21 protein-coding genes are annotated in these 22,122 nt (G+C 72.3%); 11 read left to right on the top strand and 10 right to left on the bottom strand.

What is annotated here, in order from left to right; all coding sequences use genetic code 11:
- The 4 genes from ACFY2L_RS30555 (at position 1) to ACFY2L_RS30570 (ending at position 5,121) form a co-directional block, all read left to right on the top strand.
- A complete protein-coding gene (locus tag ACFY2L_RS30555) occupies positions 1-843 on the top strand; it encodes a nitrilase-related carbon-nitrogen hydrolase (RefSeq protein ID WP_390658845.1) in 843 nt (280 codons plus the stop codon).
- Positions 844-982: 139 nt separating this feature from the next.
- Positions 983-2,386: a dihydropyrimidinase gene (gene hydA / locus ACFY2L_RS30560; RefSeq protein WP_390823994.1), complete on the top strand. Its 1,404-nt coding sequence runs from the start codon at positions 983-985 to the stop codon at positions 2,384-2,386.
- Between the two features lie 11 nt (positions 2,387-2,397).
- Positions 2,398-3,417 (top strand): TIGR03842 family LLM class F420-dependent oxidoreductase, encoded by a 1,020-nt coding sequence (locus tag ACFY2L_RS30565; RefSeq protein WP_390658843.1) that lies wholly within the window; start codon positions 2,398-2,400, stop codon positions 3,415-3,417.
- Between the two features lie 174 nt (positions 3,418-3,591).
- Positions 3,592-5,121: an NCS1 family nucleobase:cation symporter-1 gene (locus tag ACFY2L_RS30570; RefSeq protein WP_390658842.1), complete on the top strand. Its 1,530-nt coding sequence runs from the start codon at positions 3,592-3,594 to the stop codon at positions 5,119-5,121.
- A gap of 64 nt (positions 5,122-5,185) precedes the next feature.
- Here ACFY2L_RS30570 and ACFY2L_RS30575 read toward each other — a convergent pair whose 3' ends face one another.
- On the bottom strand, positions 5,186-5,848 hold the full coding sequence (locus ACFY2L_RS30575; RefSeq protein ID WP_390823995.1) for a hypothetical protein: 663 nt from the start codon (positions 5,846-5,848) through the stop codon (positions 5,186-5,188).
- A gap of 211 nt (positions 5,849-6,059) precedes the next feature.
- Between ACFY2L_RS30575 and ACFY2L_RS30580 the strand changes: the two genes are divergently transcribed.
- From ACFY2L_RS30580 to ACFY2L_RS30610, 7 genes are all read left to right on the top strand, one after another.
- Positions 6,060-7,325: a YhgE/Pip domain-containing protein gene (locus ACFY2L_RS30580; RefSeq protein WP_390823996.1), complete on the top strand. Its 1,266-nt coding sequence runs from the start codon at positions 6,060-6,062 to the stop codon at positions 7,323-7,325.
- A 61-nt stretch (positions 7,326-7,386) separates the two neighbouring features.
- Positions 7,387-9,270 (top strand): gamma-glutamyltransferase family protein, encoded by a 1,884-nt coding sequence (locus tag ACFY2L_RS30585; protein ID WP_390823998.1) that lies wholly within the window; start codon positions 7,387-7,389, stop codon positions 9,268-9,270.
- Between the two features lie 88 nt (positions 9,271-9,358).
- The gene (locus ACFY2L_RS30590) at positions 9,359-10,216 is read left to right on the top strand and encodes an inositol monophosphatase family protein (protein ID WP_390658838.1); all 858 of its coding nucleotides are present in this window, start codon (positions 9,359-9,361) and stop codon (positions 10,214-10,216) included.
- Between the two features lie 439 nt (positions 10,217-10,655).
- Positions 10,656-12,068, top strand: coding sequence for a phytoene desaturase family protein (locus ACFY2L_RS30595; protein WP_390823999.1), 1,413 nt, complete (start codon positions 10,656-10,658; stop codon positions 12,066-12,068).
- 51 nt (positions 12,069-12,119) lie between these two features.
- Entirely contained in the window at positions 12,120-12,629 is a 510-nt protein-coding gene (locus ACFY2L_RS30600; protein WP_390658836.1) for an O-acetyl-ADP-ribose deacetylase, read from the top strand.
- A gap of 176 nt (positions 12,630-12,805) precedes the next feature.
- Positions 12,806-13,888: a nitrous oxide reductase family maturation protein NosD gene (locus ACFY2L_RS30605; protein WP_390658835.1), complete on the top strand. Its 1,083-nt coding sequence runs from the start codon at positions 12,806-12,808 to the stop codon at positions 13,886-13,888.
- Positions 13,889-13,925: 37 nt separating this feature from the next.
- On the top strand, positions 13,926-14,954 hold the full coding sequence (locus tag ACFY2L_RS30610) for a methyltransferase (protein WP_390658834.1): 1,029 nt from the start codon (positions 13,926-13,928) through the stop codon (positions 14,952-14,954).
- 84 nt (positions 14,955-15,038) lie between these two features.
- Here ACFY2L_RS30610 and ACFY2L_RS30615 read toward each other — a convergent pair whose 3' ends face one another.
- From ACFY2L_RS30615 to ACFY2L_RS30655, 9 genes are all read right to left on the bottom strand, one after another.
- A complete protein-coding gene (locus tag ACFY2L_RS30615; RefSeq protein ID WP_390658833.1) occupies positions 15,039-15,362 on the bottom strand; it encodes a TcmI family type II polyketide cyclase in 324 nt (107 codons plus the stop codon).
- 22 nt (positions 15,363-15,384) lie between these two features.
- A complete protein-coding gene (locus ACFY2L_RS30620) occupies positions 15,385-15,864 on the bottom strand; it encodes an SRPBCC family protein (protein ID WP_390658832.1) in 480 nt (159 codons plus the stop codon).
- A gap of 1 nt (position 15,865) precedes the next feature.
- Positions 15,866-16,123, bottom strand: a complete 258-nt coding sequence (locus ACFY2L_RS30625) for an acyl carrier protein (protein ID WP_390658831.1) — start codon at positions 16,121-16,123, stop codon at positions 15,866-15,868.
- A 30-nt stretch (positions 16,124-16,153) separates the two neighbouring features.
- Positions 16,154-17,407 carry a ketosynthase chain-length factor gene (locus tag ACFY2L_RS30630; protein ID WP_390824000.1) on the bottom strand — a complete coding sequence of 418 codons (1,254 nt, stop codon included), beginning with the start codon at positions 17,405-17,407 and terminating at the stop codon, positions 16,154-16,156.
- Positions 17,404-18,672: a beta-ketoacyl-[acyl-carrier-protein] synthase family protein gene (locus ACFY2L_RS30635; protein ID WP_390658829.1), complete on the bottom strand. Its 1,269-nt coding sequence runs from the start codon at positions 18,670-18,672 to the stop codon at positions 17,404-17,406. The genes ACFY2L_RS30630 and ACFY2L_RS30635 overlap by 4 nt, the downstream gene beginning before the upstream one ends.
- Entirely contained in the window at positions 18,669-19,046 is a 378-nt protein-coding gene (locus tag ACFY2L_RS30640; RefSeq protein WP_390824007.1) for a cupin domain-containing protein, read from the bottom strand. The genes ACFY2L_RS30635 and ACFY2L_RS30640 overlap by 4 nt, the downstream gene beginning before the upstream one ends.
- 89 nt (positions 19,047-19,135) lie before the next feature.
- Entirely contained in the window at positions 19,136-20,233 is a 1,098-nt protein-coding gene (locus tag ACFY2L_RS30645; protein WP_390658827.1) for a SchA/CurD-like domain-containing protein, read from the bottom strand.
- Positions 20,234-20,399: 166 nt separating this feature from the next.
- Complete coding sequence (locus ACFY2L_RS30650; RefSeq protein ID WP_390824001.1) at positions 20,400-21,131, bottom strand: class F sortase; 732 nt, start codon at positions 21,129-21,131, stop codon at positions 20,400-20,402.
- A gap of 117 nt (positions 21,132-21,248) precedes the next feature.
- The gene (locus ACFY2L_RS30655; protein ID WP_390824003.1) at positions 21,249-21,806 is read right to left on the bottom strand and encodes a hypothetical protein; all 558 of its coding nucleotides are present in this window, start codon (positions 21,804-21,806) and stop codon (positions 21,249-21,251) included.
- Positions 21,807-22,122 lie beyond the last annotated feature (316 nt).

Genomic DNA, 22,122 nt, shown 5'->3' on the forward strand with positions numbered 1-22,122 from the left:
ATGAGCAGAGTGATCCGCGCCGCCGTCTTCCAGACGGCCTGGACCGGCGACAAGGAATCGATGATCCAGGTGCACGAGCAGGCGGTCCGCGACGCGGCCGCGCAGGGTGCTCAGGTCCTGTGCTTCCAGGAGCTGTTCTACGGACCGTACTTCTGCCAGGTCCAGGACCCGCAGTTCTACGAGTACGCCGAGCGGATCCCGGACGGCCCGATCGTCCAGCGCTTCCAGGCGCTCGCCCGCGAACTGGGCATCGTCCTGGTGCTGCCGATGTACGAGGAGGAGCAGCCGGGCGTCCTCTACAACACGGCCGCCGTGATCGACGCGGACGGCTCGTACCTCGGCAAGTACCGCAAGCACCACATCCCGCAGGTCAAGGGCTTCTGGGAGAAGTTCTACTTCCGCCCCGGGAACGTGGGATGGCCGGTCTTCGACACCGCCGTGGGGAAGATCGGCGTCTACATCTGCTACGACCGCCACTTCCCCGAGGGCTGGCGGGCCCTGGGTCTGGAGGGCGCCGAGATCGTCTTCAACCCCTCGGCGACCTCGCGCGGACTGTCCGCCTACCTGTGGCAGCTGGAGCAGCCGGCGGCGGCCGTCGCCAACGAGTACTTCGTGGGCGCGATCAACCGGGTCGGCACCGAGGAACTCGGCGACAACGACTTCTACGGGACCTCCTACTTCGTGGACCCGGAGGCCCAGTTCGTCGGCGAGGTGGCCAGCGACAAGGAGAGCGAACTCGTCGTCCGCGACCTGGACCTGGCCAAGCTGCGCGAGGTCCGCGACCGCTGGCAGTTCTACCGGGACCGCCGCCCCGAGGCGTACGGCCCGCTGACGGCTCCCTGACCCCGTGGCTCCCCGCGCGACCGAGGAAGGGCGCAGCCCTCCCCGGGGCGCGGGGCAGCGTCCGTCCCCGGCTCCGCCGCGGGGCGCGACCCGCCACCGACGACCCGCACCTTCCCGATCGCCGTTCTGGAGTTGGAGTATGAGCAGCCGGAAAATCATCCGCGGCGGTCTCGTCATCACCGCGTCCGACGAGATCCACGCCGACGTCCTGATCGAGGACGGCCGCATCGCCGCCCTCGCCGCCTCCGGCACCCCGGCCGCCGAGGCCTGGACGGCCGAACAGGTCATCGACGCCACCGGGAAGTACGTGATCCCGGGCGGGGTCGACGCCCACACCCACATGGAGCTGCCGTTCGGCGGCACCTTCGCCTCCGACACCTTCGAGACCGGCACCCGGGCAGCCGCCTGGGGCGGGACGACGACCATCGTCGACTTCGCGGTGCAGAGCGTCGGCCACACCCTGCGCGAGGGCCTGGACGCCTGGCACGCCAAGGCCGAGGGCACCTGCGCGATCGACTACGGCTTCCACATGATCGTCTCCGACGTGAACCAGGACACCCTCAAGGAGATGGACCTGCTGGTCGAGGAGGGCGTCACCTCCTTCAAGCAGTTCATGGCCTACCCCGGGGTCTTCTACTCGGACGACGGCCAGATCCTGCGCGCCATGCAGCGCTCCGCCGACAACGGCGGCCTGATCATGATGCACGCGGAGAACGGCATCGCCATCGACGTGCTGGTGGAGCAGGCGCTGGCCCGGGGGGAGACCGATCCGAGGTATCACGGGGAGGTCCGCAAGGCGCTGCTGGAGGCCGAGGCCACCCACCGCGCCATCAGGCTCGCGCAGGTCGCGGGCGCTCCGCTCTACGTCGTGCACGTCTCGGCGATGGAGGCGGTCGCCGAGCTGGCCAGGGCACGCGACGAGGGTCTGAACGTCTTCGGCGAGACCTGCCCGCAGTACCTGTTCCTGTCGACCGACAACCTCGCCGAGCCGGACTTCGAGGGCGCGAAGTACGTGTGCTCGACGCCCCTGCGGCCCAAGGAGCACCAGGCCAAGCTGTGGCAGGGCCTGCGGACGAACGACCTGCAGGTCGTCTCCACCGACCACTGCCCGTTCTGCTTCGTCGGCCAGAAGGAGCTCGGCCGGGGCGACTTCTCCAAGATCCCCAACGGTCTGCCGGGCGTGGAGAACCGGATGGACCTGCTCCACCAGGCCGTCGTCGAGGGGCGCATCTCGCGCCGCCGCTGGATCGAGATCGCCTGTGCCACCCCGGCCCGGATGTTCGGCATGTACCCGAAGAAGGGGACCATCACCCCGGGCGCCGACGCCGACGTCGTCATCTACGACCCGCACGCCGAGCAGACCCTCTCCGCCGAGACGCACCACATGAACGTCGACTACTCGGCGTACGAGGGCAGGCGCCTCACCGGCCGCGTCGAGACGGTCCTGTCGCGCGGCGAACTCGTCATCACCGAGCGGGAGTACACCGGACGCGCGGGTCACGGCGTCTACACCCCGCGCTCCACCTGTCAGTACCTCAACTAGGAAGGGCGCACATGGACTTCGGACTCGTCCTGCAGACCGACCCGCCGGCCTCGAAGGTCGTCGAGCTGATGAAGCGCGCGGAGGGCAACGGCTTCACCTACGGCTGGACCTTCGACTCCGCCGTGCTCTGGCAGGAACCGTTCGTGATCTACAGCCAGATCCTGGCGAACACCCGCACGCTGACCGTGGGGCCGATGGTGACGAACCCGGGCACCCGCACCTGGGAGGTCACCGCCTCCACCTTCGCCACCCTCAACGACATGTTCGGCAACCGCACGGTGTGCGGTATCGGCCGCGGCGACTCCGCGATGCGCGTCGCGGGCCGCTCCCCGAACACGCTGGCCCGGATCAGCGCGGCCATGAAGGTCATCCGGGCGCTCGGCTCGGGCCAGGAGGCCGACCTCGGCGGCACGGTCGTCAGGTTCCCCTGGATCAGGGACGACGCCCGGCTGCCGGTCTGGATGGCCGCGTACGGCCCGAAGGCGCTCAGGATGACCGGCGAGGAGGCCGACGGGTTCATCCTCCAGCTCTCCGACCTGTACCTCACCGAGTACATGGTGAAGGCCGTCAAGGACGCGGCCGTCGCCGCCGGCCGTGACCCGTCCGAGGTGAAGATCTGCGTCGCCGCCCCCGCCTACGTCACCGACGACGACTCGCCCGAGGCGCTCGCCCACGCCCGCGACCAGTGCCGGTGGTTCGGCGGCATGGTCGGCAATCACGTCGCCGACCTGGTGTCCAAGTACGGCGAGCACTCCTCCCAGGTCCCCGAGGAACTCACCGACTACATCAAGGCCCGCCAGGGGTACGACTACTCCCACCACGGCCGCAGCGACAACCCCGACACCGCCTTCGTGCCCGACGAGATCGTCGACCGGTTCTGCGTCATCGGACCGGTCGAGAAGCACATCGAGAAGCTGAACGCCCTGCGCGAGCTGGGCGTCGACCAGTTCGCCGTCTACGACATGCACGACGCGCAGGAGAAGGTCATCGACGCGTACGGCGCGCAGGTGATCCCGGCCGTCAACGGCTGACCCCTCCCCACGGACCGACTCCCCGTCCCCCCACCCCAGTTCTCCCCTCTCCCGCCGTCCCGGGGGAGGGGGGCGGGAGAAGGGAAGGGCGGACACGCCCCCACGCCGCCCCTCCCCGGCCCCGCCGGCCCCGCACGGCCTTTCCGGATCCGCCCTCGTTTGATTGGCCTGCCCATGACCGACACCGCTCCCACGGCCATACCGCCGACCTCCCAAGTCACCCTCGCCGACGGCCGGGTGGAGATCGCTCCTGGTTCGCCGCTGCCCAGCGGCCCCTTCGCCAACGAGGACCTGCTCCCGGTCCCCGTCGAGAAGCGCACCTGGACCACGTACAACTTCTCCGCGCTGTGGGTCGGCATGGCCCACAACACGGCGTCGTGGACGCTCGCTTCCGGTCTGATCGCCGTCGGCATGGACTGGAAGCAGGCGGTGCTCACCATCGCGCTGGCCAATGTCATCGTGCTGATCCCGATGCTGCTCACCGGGCACGCGGGCCCGAAGTACGGCATCCCCTTCCCGGTCTTCGCCCGTGCCTCCTTCGGCGTCCGCGGCGCCAACCTCCCCGCTGTCGTCAGGGCGTTGGTGGCGTGCGGCTGGTTCGGCATCCAGACCTGGATCGGCGGTGAGGCGATCTACTTCCTCGCCGGGAAACTGATCGGCAACGGCTGGAGCGAGGCCGGCAAGATCGGCGGCCACGCCTGGACCATGTGGCTGTCGTTCGCGATCTTCTGGGCGATCCAGGTCGCGATCATCTACCGCGGCATGGAGACGATCCGCCGCTTCGAGAACTGGGCGGCGCCCTTCGTCCTCGTCGGCGCGTTCGTGATGCTGATCTGGATGAGCGACAAGGCCGGCGGCTTCGGCCCGTTGCTCGACCAGCCCTCCAAGCTCGGCTGGGGCGGCGACTTCTGGAAGCTGTTCTGGCCGTCCCTGATGGGCATGATCGGCTTCTGGTCCACGCTGTCGCTGAACATCCCGGACTTCACCCGGTACGGCAAGTCCCAGAAGGCGCAGACATGGGGCCAGGCGCTGGGACTGCCCACCACCATGACGCTGTTCGCGCTGCTGTCCGTGCTGGTCACCTCCGGTTCGCAGGCCGTGTACGGCGAGACGATCTGGGACCCGGTCCAGCTGGCCGCCAGGACGGACAACGTCTTCGGGCTGCTGTTCGCGCTGGTGACCGTGCTGGTGGCGACCCTGTCGGTGAACATCGCGGCCAACCTGGTCTCGCCGGCGTTCGACTTCTCCAACATCGCGCCCCGCAGGATCAGTTTCCGGACGGGCGCCCTCGCCACCTGCGTCCTCGGTGTGCTGATCTTCCCGTGGAAGCTGTACTCCGACCCGCAGGGCTACATCTTCACCTGGCTGGGCCTGGTCGGCGGTCTGCTGGGGACGGTCGCCGGCATCCTCATCGCCGACTACTGGATCCTGCGCCGCGGCAGGCTGGACCTGACCGACCTGTACCGCACCGGGGGCCGCTACTGGTACGAGGGCGGCTGGAACTGGCGGGCCGTGGCGGCCTTCCTGGCCGGCGGCGTCCTCGCGGTCGGCGGCGCCAGCTTCAAGCCGATCCTCGACGGGCGGCCCGTTCCGGCGCTCGAACCGCTCGCCGACTACGGCTGGGCGGTCGGCCTGGGCACGTCGACGGTGGTGTACCTGGCGCTGATGCTGCTGCGCGGACGACAGGAGGAACGCGGCGCCTGACGCGTGGCGCACGCACGGCCGGGAGGGCGTCGGCCTTCCCGGCCGTTCTCCGCCGCGGAGCGGGTCAGACGTTCTTCCGCAGCGTGGCCACGGCCTCCTTGGCCGCCTTGATGGCCCCCTTGTTGATCACGTCGGTGCCGGGGGCCTTCTTCGACTCGAAGTCGCTGCCGTTGTAGGTGACGACCACCAGCGCGTTGGCGACCCGGGCGATGACCGTGCCCTCACGGGTCTGCTGCTTGTCCTCCGTCGTCAGGTTCACCACCGAGTAGCCCTCGTCGCCGAGCCCCGGCACCGCGCCGCCGCCGCTCTTCTCCTTCAGACGCTCCTTGTACGACGTCTGTGCCGCGTCGTCCGACTCCGTGATCTCGAAGGAGATGTCCAGCCAGCGGTAGTCGTACCCCTTGAGCGCGTTCCAGGAGCAGGTGCGGCGCAGCTCGGTGTCCGTGGAGGGGATCTCCTTGCCGGCCGTCTTGGCGCCCGGCACCAGCGAGGTGACCGTCTTCGTGGCCACGCTCGTGCACGGCGCGGGCGCGGCGGCGTACGTCTTGGACACGGCGGTCTCGGACGGTCCGGACGTCTTCTCGGACCGGGTCTGCCGGGTGTCCTTGGCCGCGGTGTCCTTCGTGTCGGTGTCCGGACCGGACGTCAGCGCCCAGCCCGCGCAGGCCAGCACGACCACCGGGGTCAGGCGTGCGGTGAGGGCGAGCGGCAGTGGGAGAGAACGCACGGCGCACTTTCGTGGGGGACGGTGCGGACGGGGTCCGCAGTGCGGACAAGGACGCCAGTGTCACACGACTCCCTATGAGGCGGAAGCGAAAACTCGCTGCGTGGCGGCGCGGTGACGAAGGGGTGCACAGGTTCTGACGCATCGTCGGATGTATCGGGCGTACGGTGAGAAAGGGATATGTACCCCCATAGCCGGTAACGTACGGAGAGCCATGCCCGAACCAGCCGCCCCCGAGGCCCGTGCCGTCACCCTGCTGGCCCGCCCCAGACTGTGGCTGGTACCCGCGGTGCTGACCGGAATTCTCGCCCTGCTGCTGTCCCTGCTCTACATGGGCGGCATCGTCAGCCCCGACGACGACCTGCGCGACCTGCCCATCGCCCTCGTCGACGGCGACACCAGCGAGCCGCCCGCCGGGCAGCGGCAGAACCTCGGCACCCAGGCCGCCGCCGCCATCGCCGCCGACACCGCCGGCGGCAGGGCCCAGTGGCGCCGGCTCAGCCGCGCCCAGGCCCAGGACCAGCTGGACTCCGGCAAGGTCTACGGCGCGCTCGTCATCCCCGCCGGCTTCACCGACTCCGTCACCGCGCTCACCACGACCCGCGCCACCACACGGCCGACGATCACCACGCTCACCAACCCCGGCAAGGGCAGCCTGGGCTCCTCCCTGGCCAACCGGATCACCACCGACGCGGCCCACCAGGTCTCGCTGACCCTCGGCAAGCGGCTCACGGCGGCCGCCCCCGGCGCCGACTCCACGACCCGGCTGCTGCTCGCCGACCCCGTGGCCGTCGTGACCCGCGTCGGCCATCCCGTCGGCGCCCACAGCGGCCTCGGCCTGAGCGCCTTCTACTACACCCTGCTGCTCGTGCTGGCCGGCTTCATGGGCGGCAACGTCATCAGCAACGGCGTGGACACCGCGCTCGGTTACGCCGACAACGAGATCGGCCCCTGGCACACCCGCCGGCCCACCGTGCCCATCGACCGCACCCAGACCCTGCTGCTGAAGATGGTGATGACGGCGGGCATCACGCTCCTCAGCGCCTCCCTGGTGATGGTCTCCTGCGTGGGCGTCCTCGGCATGGACGCCACCCACCTGCCCCTGCTGTGGATCTACTCCTACTGCGCGTCCCTCGCCGTCGGTCTGGGCGTGCAGGCCATCAACGCCGCCTTCGGCGGCATCGGCCAGCTCGTGTCCATGTTCGTGTTCATCGTCCTGGGGCTGCCGTCCTCGGGCGCCACCGTCCCGCTCCAGGCCGTGCCCGGCTTCTACCGCTTCCTGTCCCACTTCGAGCCGATGCGCCAGCTCAGCGACGGAGTCCGCGCCATCCTCTACTTCGACGCGCGCGGCGACGCCGGACTGACCCGCTCCTGGATCATGATCGCGATCGGCGCGGTCCTCGCCCCGCTCTTCGGCTTCGCGATGACGCGCTACTACGACCGCAAGGGCCACCGACGCCTCACACCGCAGCCCGCGTGACACACGCCCCCGGTGGACAGCCTTCCCGCGACCAGTCGGCGCGCCACCAGCGAGGTGAGAGATGAGCTTCACCACCCGGCCCACCCTCCAGGGCACCTTCGGCATGGTGTCGTCCACGCACTGGCTGGCCTCGCAGTCGGCGATGGCCGTGCTGGAGGACGGAGGGAACGCGTACGACGCCGCCGTGGCCGGGGCGTTCGTGCTGCACGTCGTCGAGCCGCATCTCAACGGGCCCGCCGGCGAGGTCCCGATCCTGCTCGCCCCGGCGGGCGGCGAGGTGCGGGTGCTGTGCGGGCAGGGCGTGGCACCCGCGGGCGCGACGGTCGCGCACTACAAGGGACTCGGCCTGGACCTCGTACCGGGGACGGGTCCGCTGGCCGCCGCGGTGCCCGGCGCGTTCGACGCCTGGATGGTCCTGCTGCGCGACCACGGGACCAAGGACCTCGCCGACGTCCTGAAGTACGCCGTCGGGTACGCCGAGCACGGGCACCCGCCCGTGGAGAACGTCGGGGCGACCGTCGAGACGGTCCGGGAACTGTTCGAGACGGAGTGGACGTCGTCGGCCGCGGTGTACCTGCCGGGCGGGAAGGCGCCGCGGGCCGGCGCACTCCTGCGCAACCCCGCCCTCGCCGCCACCTGGAAGCGGCTTCTCGCCGAGACCGCCGGCGCCGGGGACCGCGAGGCGCGGATCGAGGCCGCGCGACAGGTGTGGCGGAGCGGCTTCGTCGCCGAGGCGCTGCTCCGGCAGGCCGCCCGGCCCACCCTCGACACCAGCGGCGAGCGCCACACCGGCACCCTCACGGCCGCCGACCTCGCCGGCTGGTCCGCGACCTACGAGGCGCCGGCGACGTACGACTGGAACGGCTGGACCGTGTGCAAGGCCGGCCCCTGGAGCCAGGGCCCCGCCCTGCTCCAGCAACTCGCCCTGCTCCCGCCCGAGCTGCCCGCGTACGGCTCCGCGGAGTACGTCCATCTGCTCGTCGAGGGCTGCAAGCTCGCCATGGCCGACCGGGAGGCCTGGTACGGCGACGCGGCCGACGTCCCGCTGGCCGAGCTGCTGTCGGACGCCTACAACGCCGGGCGCCGGTCGCTGGTGGGCGAGAAGGCGTCCCACGAGCTGCGGCCGGGCAGCCCGGGCGGCCGCACCCCCCGGCTGTGCGCGCACGCGTACGTCGTCGCCGGCGACGGCCCCGGCTTCGACCCGATGGGCGCCGGCGAGCCGACCGTAGCCCAGGGCCCCGCCTCGCCGGTGCCGGGGGAGCCGGAGAGGGCCGGCGGGGCACGCGCGCGTGCGGACGCGGCGACCCGGGGCGGGCCCGGCGTCCGCGCGGACGGCCTCACCCGGGGCGACACCTGCCACCTCGACGTCGTCGACCGCTGGGGCAACATGGTCGCGGCCACCCCCAGCGGCGGCTGGCTGCAGTCCAACCCGGTCGTGCCCGAACTGGGCTTCCCGCTCGGCACCCGGCTGCAGATGACCTGGCTGGAGGAGGACCTGCCCAACTCGCTCACGCCGGGCCGCCGCCCCCGCACCACCCTCACCCCCTCCCTCGCGCTGCGCGAGGGGGTGCCGGTGCTGGCGTTCGGCACGCCCGGCGGTGACCAGCAGGACCAGTGGCAGCTGCACTTCTTCCTCGCCGTCGCCCTCCGCGCCCGCGTGCGCGGCGGTCTCGACCTCCAGGGCGCGATCGACGCCCCGAACTGGCACAACGACTCCTTCCCCGGCTCCTTCTACCCGCGCGGCATGCGGCCGGGCAGCGTCACCGTGGAGTCCCGGACGCCGGCGGAGGTGGTGGAGGGGCTGCGCCGGCGCGGGCACGACGTGACCGTCGGCGACCCCTGGTCGGAGGGACGGCTGTGCGCCGTCGCCCGCGACCCGCGGACCGGGATCCTGTCGGCGGCCGCGAACCCGCGGGGGATGCAGGGGTACGCGGTGGGCCGCTGAACTCGGCGTACTCGTTCTTCATCCCGATTCCGCCTGGAGTGCACCGGCGGGGTGGGGATTGTCAGTGGGGCGTGCTCTCATGGAGGGCATGATCGAAGACAAGGAAACCATCGACGAGTTTCTCGCCCGCCGCTCGGCGGACGTGGAGGAGGCACTGCGCAAGGCCGCCGAGGCCGAGATCATGCCCCGCTTCCGGCAGCTCGCCGCGCACGAGGTCGACCAGAAGAACGGCCCCCACGACCTGGTGACCGACGCCGACCGGGGCGCCGAGCTGTTCCTCACCGACGCCCTCGCCGCCCTGCTGCCCGGCTCGGTCGTCGTCGGCGAGGAGGCGGTCCACGCCAACCCGGCGACGTACGAGGCGATACAGGGCGACGCCCCGGTCTGGATCGTCGACCCCGTCGACGGCACCCGCCAGTTCGTGCACGGCGACGACGGCTTCTGCACCCTGGTCGCCCTCGCCCACCACGGCGTCCTGCGCGGCTCCTGGACGTACGCCCCGGCCCGCGACCAGTTCGCCACCGCCGTGCGCGGCGGCGGCGCCTTCCTCGACGGCGAGCGGCTGTTCGCCGGACCGCCCGCGCCCGGCCGCGACCTCGTGGTGGCCACCTCCCACCCCGACTACACCACCGACGAGCAGAAGCGCGCCCTGCTGGCCCTGCGCACGGACGGCGTCGCACCCCGCCCCTGCGGATCGGCCGGTTTGGAGTATCTCGCCATAGCCCGCGGCGAGTTGGACGCAACGGCCTTCTCCTGGGAGGCCGCATGGGACCACGCGGCCGGACTGCTCCTCGTCGAGGAGGCGGGCGGCGCCCACCTGACCCTCACCGGCGAACCGTTCCGCATCACCGGCGGCAACTCCCTGCCCTTCACCGCGGCCCGCGACGCGGCTACGGCCCGCCGGGTGGCGAGCCTGCTGTCGGGAACGGGGCCCGCGGCGGGCTGACGGGGCCCAACGGACGGGGGTACGGCTTGGGGCTCGGGGGCCCCTTCGTGTCGGCGGGGGAGGCCGTGACGGGTTGCGGTGCGGTGGCCTGGCGGCGGAGGCCGTGAGGGGTTGCGGTGCGGTGGTCCGGCGGGGGAGGGCGTGACGGGTTGCGGTGCGGTGGTCCGGCGGGGGAGGCCGTGACCGGTTTCGGAGCGGCCGTGGACCGGGGGCCGGGCGGGGTGACGGCTGGTGGGCGGGCGCGGGTTCTCGGCGCGCCGGGGCCGTCCGCCCCGGCGGGTGCCGGGCGGGGGCCGGTCCGGGGGCGGCGGTGGGGCGGTTCCGGGCGTCTCGGGCCGGGCCGGGCCGAGGGGGCTGTCGTACCACCGGCATATCCTGGCCCCGGAGGCCGCCGGGCTGCGGGGGCCACCCGCTGACGAAGGGGTCGGAAGTGCCGTCGATGCTCGATGCGGTCGTGGTGGGGGCGGGGCCCAACGGGCTGACCGCCGCGGTGGAGCTGGCCAGGCGCGGTTTCTCGGTGGCGCTCTTCGAGGCGCGCGACACCGTGGGCGGGGGAGCCCGCACCGAGGAACTCACCCTGCCGGGCTTCCGCCACGACCCCTGCTCCGCGGCCCACCCCCTCGGCATCAACTCACCCGCGTTCCGCGCCCTGCCCCTGGAGCGCTACGGCCTGGAGTGGCTGCACGCCGAACTGCCCATGGCGCACCCGTTCCCCGACGGCTCCGCCGCCGTGCTGTCCCGCTCCGTCGCCGAGACCGCCGCGTCCTTCGGCCCCCGCGACGCGGGCGCGTACCGCCGTCTCGTCGAGCCCTTCCTGCCCCGCTGGGACACCCTCGCCCGCGACTTCATGTCCCTCCCCCTCACCGCGCTCCCGCGCGACCCGGTCACCCTGGCCCGCTTCGGCCTGGCCGGCCTGCCCCCGTCCACCTGGCTGGCCCGCCGCTTCCGCGACGAACCGGCCAAGACCCTGTTCGCCGGTCTCGTCGCCCACGTCATGTCCCCGCTCAACGGTCTCGCCACCGGCGCCATCGGCCTGGTCTTCGCCCTCGCCGCACACGCGCGCGGCTGGCCCGTGGCCCGCGGCGGCTCCCAGGCCATCTCCGACGCCCTCGCCGCGTATCTGCGGGACCTCGGCGGCAGCGTCCACACCGACTACGAGGTCAAGCGCCTCGACGACCTGCCCCCGGCCCGCGCGTACGTCTTCGACACCTCGCCCACCGCCCTCGCCCGCATCGCCGGCTTCGGCAGCCACTACGCCCGGTTCCGCTACGGCGCCGCCGCCTTCAAGGTCGACTACGCGCTCGACGGACCGGTGCCCTGGACCGCGCCGGAGGCACGGGTGGCCGGGACCGTGCAGATCGGCGCGGACAGCGCGGAGATCGGCGCCGCCCTGCGCGCCGCGTCCCGGGAGGGCCGCGCACCCGAGCGGCCCTTCCTGATCACGGTCCAGCCCGGCGTCGCCGACCCCACCCGCGCCCCGGCCGGCCGGCAGGTGTTCTGGGCCTACGGGCACGTCCCCAACGGCTGGACCGGCGACCTCACGGACGCCATCGAACGCCAACTGGAGCGGTTCGCACCGGGATTCCGCGACCGTGTCCTCGCCCGCGCCATCGCCGGTCCCGCCGAACTCGCCGCCCGCAACGCCAACTACGTCGGCGGTGACATCGCCACCGGCGCGGCCACCGGTCTCCAGCTGCTGCTGCGGCCCCGGCTGTCCCTGTTCCCCTACTCGACCCCGCATCCGGCCGTGTTCATCTGCTCCTCGGCCACCCCTCCGGGCCCGGGCGTGCACGGCATGTCGGGCCACAACGCGGCCAAGGCCGTGTGGCGCAGGCTGCGCGAGCAGGGCTGACGCCTGCCGGTCATGCGGGTCGCCGGTCACGGGCTGTTGGTATACACAGGCATGACCACCATCACGCTCGTCCGGGGCGACATCACCGACCAGTCCGTGGACGCCATCGTCAACGCGGCCAACTCCTCGCTCCTCGGCGGCGGTGGCGTCGACGGTGCCATCCACCGCAGGGGCGGCCCCGCGATCCTCGCCGACTGCCGTCGGCTGCGCGCCTCCCACTACGGCAAGGGCCTGCCCACCGGCCGGGCGGTCGCCACGACCGCGGGCGACCTGGACGCGCGCTGGGTGATCCACACCGTGGGCCCCGTGTACAGCGCGAGCGAGGACCGCTCCGCGCTGCTGGCCTCCTGCTACCGCGAGTCCCTGCGGGTCGCGGACGAGTTGGGCGCCCGCACGGTCGCGTTCCCCGCCGTCTCGGCGGGCATCTACGGCTGGCCGATGGACGACGCCGCCCGGATCGCGGTGGAGACGGTCAGGGCCACGGAGACGCAGGTCGACGAGGTGAGGTTCGTACTGTTCGACGAGCGGGCCCACGAGGCGTTCGGGGCGCGGGTCGGGTGACCTCGGGGGAGCGGGTCCGGTGAGCTCGGGGGGAGCAGGTCCGGTGCGCCGGGAGAGGCGGAGCCGGCACGGGACGCGCCGTCCGGCGCCGGACCCGTCGTGCGGCCCCGAGGGTGACACGCCGCCGGACGGCTCATCCACCAGATCCGGTTGAATTCGGGCATATTGTCTGGAATATGACGAAATGCCATGCTCTGTATCTGGCGTGCACCGCCGCGATCGTCGGGACGGGGCTCGGTGCCGCCCCGGCGGCCGCCGGTCCCGCCCCCCGCGCACCTCACGCGATCCGTGTGGTCCTGCCGGGACAGTCGATCCAGAAGGCGGTGGACGCCGCCGCCCCCGGCGACACAGTCTTCCTGACCCCCGGCCTCTACCGCGAGAGCGTCACCATCGCCAAGAGCGGGGTGACCCTGCGCGGCGCGGGCCACGACACCGTGCTCCAGCCGGCCCCGGCCAAGAACAAGGCCGCGAACACCTGTGCCGCCGAAGGCAACGGCATCTGCGTGACCGGCACGAAGGACCGCAAGGTCAAGGGCGTCACCCTCACCTCCCTGACCGTCTCCGGGTTCACCAGGAACGGTGTGTACGCCACGGCCACCGACAAGCTGACCGTACGCAACGTCACGGCGGAGAAGAACGGCGTCTGGGGCATCGCCACCGAGGCCTCGGTGCGCACCCTGCTGCGGGGCAACACCGCCCGCGCCAACGGCGACGCCGGCCTGTTCCTCGCCAACACGGTCAAGGAGGAGCAGGGTGCCACGGACACCAGGGGCACACGGGTCCTCGACAACCGGCTGGAGGGCAACCGGATCGGCGTCACCGTCCGCCGGCTGCGCGAGCTCACCGTCGCGGGCAACACCATGACCGGCAACTGCGCGGCCGTCTTCGTCGTCGGCGACGAGAACAAGCCGAAGGCCGGCCACGTCACCGTCCGCGACAACCGCATCACCCGCAACAACAAGTCCTGCCCGAAGACCGCCCGGCTGGACGCCCTCCAGGGCTCCGGCATCGTCCTGACCGGCGCCGAGGACAGCGTGATCACCCGCAACGTGATCACCGACAACGTCGGCGGCTCCCCGCTCTCCGGCGGCATCGTCCTGTTCAAGAGCTTCGTCGGCACCACCAGCGAGCGGAACCGGATCAGCGACAACGTCCTGCGCGGCAACTCGCCGGCCGACCTCGTCGTCACCGACACCGGCAAGGGCAACACCTTCAAGGGCAACTCCTGCAAGGCCTCCAAGCCCGCGGGCCTGTGCTGACCTGACACCCCACCCAGAAGAGGAAGGAAGGCGGCACATGACGACCGCTCAAAGCGCCCCGCCCCCACCCATGCGGCTACGGGAGCTCGTGTTCGGGGCGGCATGTGCCGCCGCCCTGCGCGCCTCCGCCCGGCTGGGGGTCGCCGACGCCCTCGGGGACGGCCCGATGACCGTGGAGGACCTCGCGGCCGCGGTGAAGGCCGAGCCGAAGCCGCTGCGCCGGCTGCTGCGGGCCCTGTCCTGCCACGGCGTCTTCGCCGAGCGCCCCGACGGCACGTTCACCCACACCGACATGTCCCGGCTGCTGCGCGAGGACGACCCGCACAGCCTGCGCAACATCGCACTGTGGTGCACCGAGCCGTGGACCTGGGACGCCTGGCCCAAGCTCGACGAGGCGGTGCGCACCGGCCACAACGTCGTGGAGGACCTCTACGGCAAGGAGTTCTTCACCTACCTCAACGAGGACGCCCCCGAGTCCGCCGAGGTCTTCAACCGGGCGATGACCACGTCCAGCGAGCAGTCGGCCCGCGAGGTCGCGGCCCTCCTCGACCTGTCCGGCAGCACCTCGGTCGCCGACCTCGGCGGCGGCCAGGGCCACGTCGTGGCCAGCCTGCTCGACAAGTACCCGGCGATGCGGGGCGCCCTGCTCGACCTGCCCCGTGTGGTCGAGAACGCCCTGCCCCGGCTGCGCGAGGGCGGCGACCTCGCCCACCGCACCCGGATCGTGCCCGGTGACGTCCGCGCGGCCGTACCCGTCAAGGCCGACGTCTACGTCATCAAGAACATCCTGGAGTGGGACGACGAGTCCACGGCCCGCACCCTCGCCAACGTCATCGGGACGGGCGGACCCGGCACCCGGGTCGTCGTCATCGAGAACCTCGTCGACGACACGCCCTCGATGCGCTTCAGCACCGCCATGGACCTGCTCCTGCTCCTCAACGTCGGCGGCGCGAAGCACACCACCGAGAGCATGGTGAGCCGGCTGACCGACGCGGGCCTGGTGATCGACGACATCCGGCCGGTCAACCCGTACCTGCACGCGTTCGACTGCCACGTCCCCGGCTGAGCCGGACGCCCCGAAACCACCGGTCGCCGGGCCCGCAGCGTCGCGGACCCGGCGACCGGTGACGTCGGCGGGGATCAGCCGGCGTCAATCGCGCTCCCAGAGGTAGAAGCGCTGCGCCATCGCGTCCTTGGGGGACCGCCAGGTCTGCGGGTCGTACGCGCTGACGTACGCCGACAGACGCTCGCTGACGCCCCGGAACTCGGGATGATCCGTCACCTTGGCGATGGCCGGTCCCGGATCGCGCTCGGACTCGATCAGATGCAGGTAGACGTCGCCGAACTGGAAGAGGCTGCGCCGGGCGACCCCGACGAGGTGCGGCAGCTCTCCCCGGTCCGACTCCTCGAACACCTTGGCGATGTCCGGAGCCGAACCCGGGGCCATCCGGGCGACGATCAGGGCTTGGTGCATGGGGGACTGTCCTCCGTCCGGCTCAGTCGGTCAGGCCCGGCGTGGCTCCGCGCTCGGCCGCGGCCTTCTCGATGCGGTCCCGGATCAGGGCCATCTGGACCTTGGAGTTCCGGTTGATGTTGTCGGTCATCCACTCGTCGTCGACCGGCGCGTCCGGCTTCATCGCGAAGTCCTGCGTCCAGATCATCCGCACCCCGGCCGGGACCTCCTCGTACCGCCAGTGGATGTCCATGTGCGCGAACGGCCCGGTCTCGACCCGGCGCGCCCGGACGGTGAGCGCGTCGCGGTCCGGCTCCCGCTCGGAGACCCAGCTCCAGACCTTGCCGTTCTCGTCCGGATGCATGGTCAGCCGGAACGTGGTCCTGCGCCCCTCCCGGGACAGGATCTCCACGGAGGCGTACTCGCTGAACAGCCGCGGCCAGTTCTCCAGGTCGTTGGTGATGTCCCAGACCAGGTCCAGCGGGGCGGCGATGGTGATCTCGTTCTGCGTGTGTCCGGTCATCTCACGCCCCCGCCGGCAGCGCGCTGTTCACCAGATCCAGGAACTGCCGGGGCGTCTTGCAGCGCTCCGCGTCCGGCGGCATCGGCGCGCCGTACCGGTTCTCCAGCTCGCCCACGATGCCCAGCAGGCCGAGCGAGTCGATGCCGAGCTCGTCGAAACCGGTGTCGGACTGCTCCTGGAGCTCGGCCGGCGGGACGGTGATCCCGGCGGCCTTCCTCATCAGCTCGGACAGCTCTTCCACGGTGATGCGGTCACTCATACGGTTCCACTCCTTCTGTTCTGCGGCGCCTCACCAGGAGGCGTGGGCGGCGCCGTGCCGCAGCACCAGCGCCGAGTTCGAGCCCATGAGGCCCCGGCTGAGGACCAGCGCCGTGCGCATCTCGACGGCACGGGCACGGACGGTCACCAGATCGAGGTCATGGCAGATGTCGAAGACATGCGGGGTGGGCGGGATCAGGCCGTGCTCCATCGCGAGCACCGCGGCCGCCGTGTCCAGCACCGGCGCCCCGCCGTAGGCCCGGCCGATGCCGGTCTTCGGCGCGGTGACCGGCACCTTCCGGCCGTGCGCCCCGAGGGCGTCGGCGATCGCGAGGGCCTCGGCCCGGTCCGCCTCCGGCACCCCGAGGGCGTCGGCGAAGACCACGTCGATCTCCTCCGGGGCACAGCCCGCCTCGTCCAGCGCGCCCCGGACGGCCTGGGCGAGTCCCTCCCGGGACGCCTCCCAGCGGCCGGCCCCGGTGAACGTCGCCGCGTGCCCCTCCAGGGTGGCCTGGATCCGCGCCCCCCGCTCCCGCGCCGAGCGCTCCGACTCCACGACGAACATGGCACCGCCCTCGGCGGGCACGAACCCGCACGCGGAGTCGGTGAACGGGCGGTAGGCCCGATCCGGCTCCTCGACGGTGCTCAGCGCGTCGTAGCCGAGCTGGCAGACCACCGAGTACGGGGCGAGCGGCGCCTCGGTCGAGCCGGTCACCAGCACATCGGTGCCCCGCCGCACCGCCCGCGCCGCGTGCGCGAGGGCGTCCAGGCCGCCCGCCTCGTCGGCGGCGACCACCGAGCAGGGGCCCTTGAAGCCGCGGCGGATGGAGATCTGGCCGGTGCTGGCCGCGTAGAACCAGGCGATCGACTGGTACGGCCCGACGAACCGGCTGCCCTTGCCCCACAGCTGCTGCAGCTCGCGCTGCCCGAACTCGCCGCCGCCGGATCCGGCCGCGGTGACGACGCCCACCGAGTACGGGGCGTCGGCGGTGTCGGCCTGCCCGAGCCGGGCGTCCTCCAGCGCCAGGTCGGCCGCGGCCATCGCGAAGTGCGTGAACCGGTCCGTCTGCACGAGGAAGCGCTCCTCGACGGCGGCCGCCGGGTCGAAGCCACGGACCTCGCCGGCCACCCGCAGCGGCAGGTGCTCGCACCCCTCGCGGGTCACCCGGTCCAGGACGCTGATGCCTTCCTGCGTGGCCTTCCAGAAGGCCTGGGTGCTGGTTCCGTTGGGCGCTACCACACCGATTCCGGTGACGGCGGCGCGCCGTGGATGCGGTTCGCTCATCGTGTCCTCTCCCTCGGCCGGGTCAGGACCACCGCGGACTGGAACCCGCCGAACCCGCTGCCCACGGACAGCACGCTGTTCAGCGTCCGCTCGCGCGCGACCCGCGGCACGTAGTCCAGGTCGCACTCGGGGTCGGGGGTCTCGTAGTTCGCGGTGGGCGGTACCACCTGGTGGGCCACGGCCAGGACGCAGGCGACGACCTCGATCGCGCCGATCGCGCCGAGCGAGTGACCCACCATGGACTTGATGGAGCTCATGGGGGTGGCGTAGGCGTGCTGCCCCAGGGCCCGCTTCACGGCGGCCGTCTCATGACGGTCGTTCTGCTGGGTGCCCGACCCGTGGGCGTTGACGTAGTCGATGGCCGTCGGGTCGAGACGGGCGTGGTCCAGGGCGAACTCGATCGCCCGGGCCATCTCCAGGCCCTCCTTGGTCAGGCCGGTCATGTGGTAGGCGTTGCCGAAGGTGGCGTAGCCGGCCAGCTCGCAGTACACCCGCGCGCCACGGGCCCTGGCGTGTTCCAGCTCCTCCAGCACGAGGACGGCACCGCCCTCGCCCATGACGAAGCCGTTGCGGTCGGCGTCGAAGGGGCGCGAGGCGTGGGCCGGGTCGTCGTTGTTCGGCGACGTCGCCTTGATCGCGTCGAAGCACGCCATCGTGATGGGGGAGATCGGTGAGTCCGACGCACCCGCTATGCAGACGTCGGCCCGTCCCTCCTCGATCGTGTGGAAGGCGTACCCCACGGCGTCGAGCCCCGAGGTGCAGCCGGTGGAGACGGTCTGCACGGGACCGCGCGCCTCGAACCGCTCGGCCACCGTGGCCGCGAGGGTGGCGGGCGTGAACGCCCGGTGCAGATGCGACTCCGCCTGCCGGTGGTCCACGTCCCAGCGCTGACCGCGGTGACTGACCAGCACGTAGTCGTGTTCCAGACGGGTGGTGCCACCGACCGCGGTGCCCAGCGAGACGCCGACCCGCCACGGGTTCTCCCGGCCCAGGTCGAGGCCGGCGTCGCGCACCGCCTCCGCCCCGGCGACCAGCGCGAACTGTATGTACCGGTCGCTCCGGGCGGTCTCCTCGGCGTCCAGCCCGTGGGCCACCGGGTCGAAGTCGCACTCGGCGGCGATCCGGGACCGCAGGCCCGCCGGGTCGAAGAAGGTGATGCCCCGTGTCGCGGTCCGCCCGTGCGAGAGCAGGTCCCAGAACGCCGGGACACCGATGCCGCCCGGGGCGACGACACCTATACCGGTCACCGCCACGCGCCTGCTCATGAGACGACCCCGGCGGTCTCCTCGGTGTCGACGTGACCGAGCGGCGGGCTCGGGGCCAGCGGCCCGAGGTGGAAGACGATCCGGGCCTCCACCTTGCCGACGTTGCGGAACCGGTGACGCATGTGCATCGGGATCAGCAGCCCCTGCTCCGGCTGGAGCGGCTGGGGCTCGCCGTCCAGGTCGACCTCGAGCTGCCCGCAGACGACGTACACGAACTCCTCGGAGTACGGGTGGTAGTGCTCGCCGATGCGGTCGCCGGGCTGGATGATGGCCACGCCCATGAAACCGCTGGTGGAGCCGACCGTGGCCGGGGTGAGCATGGCGCGCAGATCGCCACCGCGCCGGGTGTTGGGCTCGACCTCGCTGAGATCCACGATTCTGGGACGGGAAGGGGTCACGACGTTGCTCCGATCGTGTGCTGGGCCGACAGGTCGTGTGCCGTGTCGGGGAGGCCGGTGAGGAGTCAGGCTTCGGGCGAGCGGCGGTCGGTGACGAGCGCCATCCGGGCCGGCCCGGCGGAACCCCGCAGCTCACGGCCGTCCAGCAGGTTCTGCACCTCGGCCGCCTTCGGGGAGAGCGCCGGGTCGTCGGCCTTGACGCCGTGCCGCACGTCGACCAGCCGCACCACGACGTCGTCGCGCTGGAAGATCGTGCTGCGCAGCACCGGCGACTTCGGGTCGTCCGCGGCCGACTCGTCCTGCCGGGCCAGCAGCCGGGCCAGCTCCAGACCGCTGCCGGGCTTCGCCGGGTAGTACAGCGCGTGCCGCTCGGCCCGCGGGTCCTCCTGGTCCGCCGTCACATGGTGGACGGCGGGCAGTGCCGCACGGGTGAAGAAGACCCGGGCGGAGTCGGGGTCGTCCAGGTCCCGGTCCTGCTCCAGATAGGGGTTGATGGCCTCCTCGACGGCCCGCACCTCGGGCTGCCGGGCGACATGGCGCAGCGCCGCGAGCAGGTCGCCGCGCACCTCGATGGCCCGCACCACCCGGTTGCCGTGCATGAACAGCGAGGTGCGGCACAGCCGGGTGGTGTCGTCGACCTTCGGCTCGGGCGAGGCGTAGTCGGCGAGGATCTTCGCGACGGCCTCCTCGCTGCCGGGCTTCACGGTGAAGGTGAGCGCGTGGCGGATCACGCCGTCGCCCATGCGGGGTGCGGCCTGCAGGCTGCGCTCCGCCGCCGACGCCGGGCCGCCGGTCTCGCGCACCACGTGGAAGCGCAGCGAACGGGTGTCGCGCACGCAGTTGTGCAGCGGCTTGACCATCTCGACGTGCTCCTCGCTGTTCACCCAGGTGAGGAACGGCGGGGCGCTCTCCCACTCACTGGTGATCAGCCACTGGGAGGGGTTCTCGATCGACTGGCACAGCTGGTCGTTGACGTGCCCGGGGACGGAGGCGACCTGGTTGCAGAGCTGCTCGTAGGCCTCCAGGAACTGCTGCTGGGCGCCGTCGTAGACGTCCACCAGCAGCACGACCCGCAGGCGGGAGCCGTCGAACACGGACTGGGAGACCCGCTGCGACACCTGACGGGTCAGCGGGGCGGAGGCGGGAGCGGACGTGGTGGTCATGCGGGGCACATCTCCTTCGCGGAGGGGAGCGGTGAACTTCGGTCGCGGTGAGGCGAGGTGACGTCGCGGGGATGCGACGTGAGCGTGACTCGATCCTGGGCCGGTCCCCACCAGCGCGCGATTCGGATGGACTACGCGGGTGACCGCTCACCCTTGAGGGTGACGGTCACCGGAGATGGGCGAAGACGACCAGGTTGTCCTTGTAGTCCTTGGCCGAGCGGTCGTACTCACCCGCGCAGGTGATGAGCCGCACCTGGGCCTGGGCCGTGTCGGCGTACACGCGTTCGCTGGGGAAGGCGTCCTTGGCGAACGTCTGCGCGCCGTCGACCACGAAGCGCGCGACGCTCCCGTCGGCCCGCTGGACGTCGACGACGTCCCCCTTCTTCAGGTAGCGCAGCTCGGCGAAGACGGCGGCGGACGTCTTGGTGTCGACGTGCCCGGCGATGATCGCGGTGCCCGTCTCGCCCGGGGAGGGGCCGGCGGCGTGCCAGCCGACCAGGTTGGTGTCGTTCGGGGGCGGTGCTTCGAGCTGCCCCTTGGCGTTGAGGGAGAGGTCCGTGAAGGGGGCGTCCACCGAGATCCTGGGGATGCGCAGACGGACCGGCCGGGAACGGGGCAGATGCCTGCCCACCGGCTGTCCGGCGCCCGCGGCGGGGGCGGAGGGGGACGCGGAGGACGGCGCGGACGGGACCGGGGAGGGGGGAATCTCGGGGGCCGGCGGCGCCAGCCGGGCCTGCGAGGGGCGGGACGTGGCGTCCGACGACGCGTCGTTGCCGCCGATCAGGCTCACCGCCAGGATCAGCAGCGCCACGGCGCACAGCAGGGTCAGGGTCGATCGCGACCCCTGGCCGGTCGGCTCCGGCTCGTCGGCGGCGGGAGGGGGAGGGGGGACTGCCATCGGGGAACACCTCGGATCGGACACGGCGGGGGGCGGACGGGGCGGCGCGCAGAGCCGGCCGGGCGGCCGCCACACGATGCACCGGTGGCGGCCGCGGCTCTATCGCGTCCGGCATGGTCAGGCCAGGCCGTGCGCCGACTTCTTGCGGCGCACGCCGTACAGGCCGGCTCCGGCGACCGCGAGGACGGCCAGACCGCCCGCCGTCACGCCGGGCGAGGCCAGGGCGCCACCGCCGGTGTGCATCCCGCCGTGGGGCTTGTCCTTGCCGCTCCAGGAGCTCTCGCCGTCTTCCTTGCTCCAGGAGGAGTCGTCCTTGCTCCAGGAGTCCTCCTTGCCGCTGTCCTCCTTGCTCCAGTCCTTGCCGCTCTTGTCGTGACCGTCGCCGACGAGGGTCAGCGCGCCGCCGCCCGTGTGGACGCCGCCGTGGGGCTTGCCGTAGCCCTTGTCCTTGTCGTGCTCCTTGCCGTAGCCGGACTCCTCCTCCTTGCCGTAGCCGGAGTCGTCCTTCTTCTCCTCCTCCTTGCTGTAGCCGGAGTCGTCCTTCTTCTCCTCCTTCTTGCTGTAGGACGAGTCACCCTTCTCCCAGTCACCGTCGGCCGCGTAGGCGCCGGGGGCGGTGAGGGCGAGGACGGCCGAGGCCGCCGCGCTGGCCAGGATGATGCGAGCAGAACGCATGTGACGGGTTCCTTTCGGCACGGCCGGGCAGCTGGCGCTTCGTCAGCTGAGATGACCCGGCCCTGACGTGATCCACCGTCAGGCAGTCCGGGCCCGCTCACCACTCGGGGCGCTCACGCGGGTGAACGGACCCGGCAAACGAGTCGGGGGGGGGGGGGGGGGCGCGCGGGGGGGCGCCCGGGGGGGGGGGGGGGGGGGGGGGGGGGGGGGGGGGGGGGGGGGGGGCGCGCCGGCCCCGGGGGGGCCCCCCCCCCGCCCCCGCGCCCGCCCCCCCCCCCCCCCGCCGCCGCCCCCCGCGCCCCCCCCGCGCCCCGGC

Origin of the sequence: Streptomyces sp. NPDC001381, from assembly GCF_042895685.1 — a bacterium.
Taxonomy (GTDB): Bacteria; Actinomycetota; Actinomycetes; order Streptomycetales; family Streptomycetaceae; genus Streptomyces.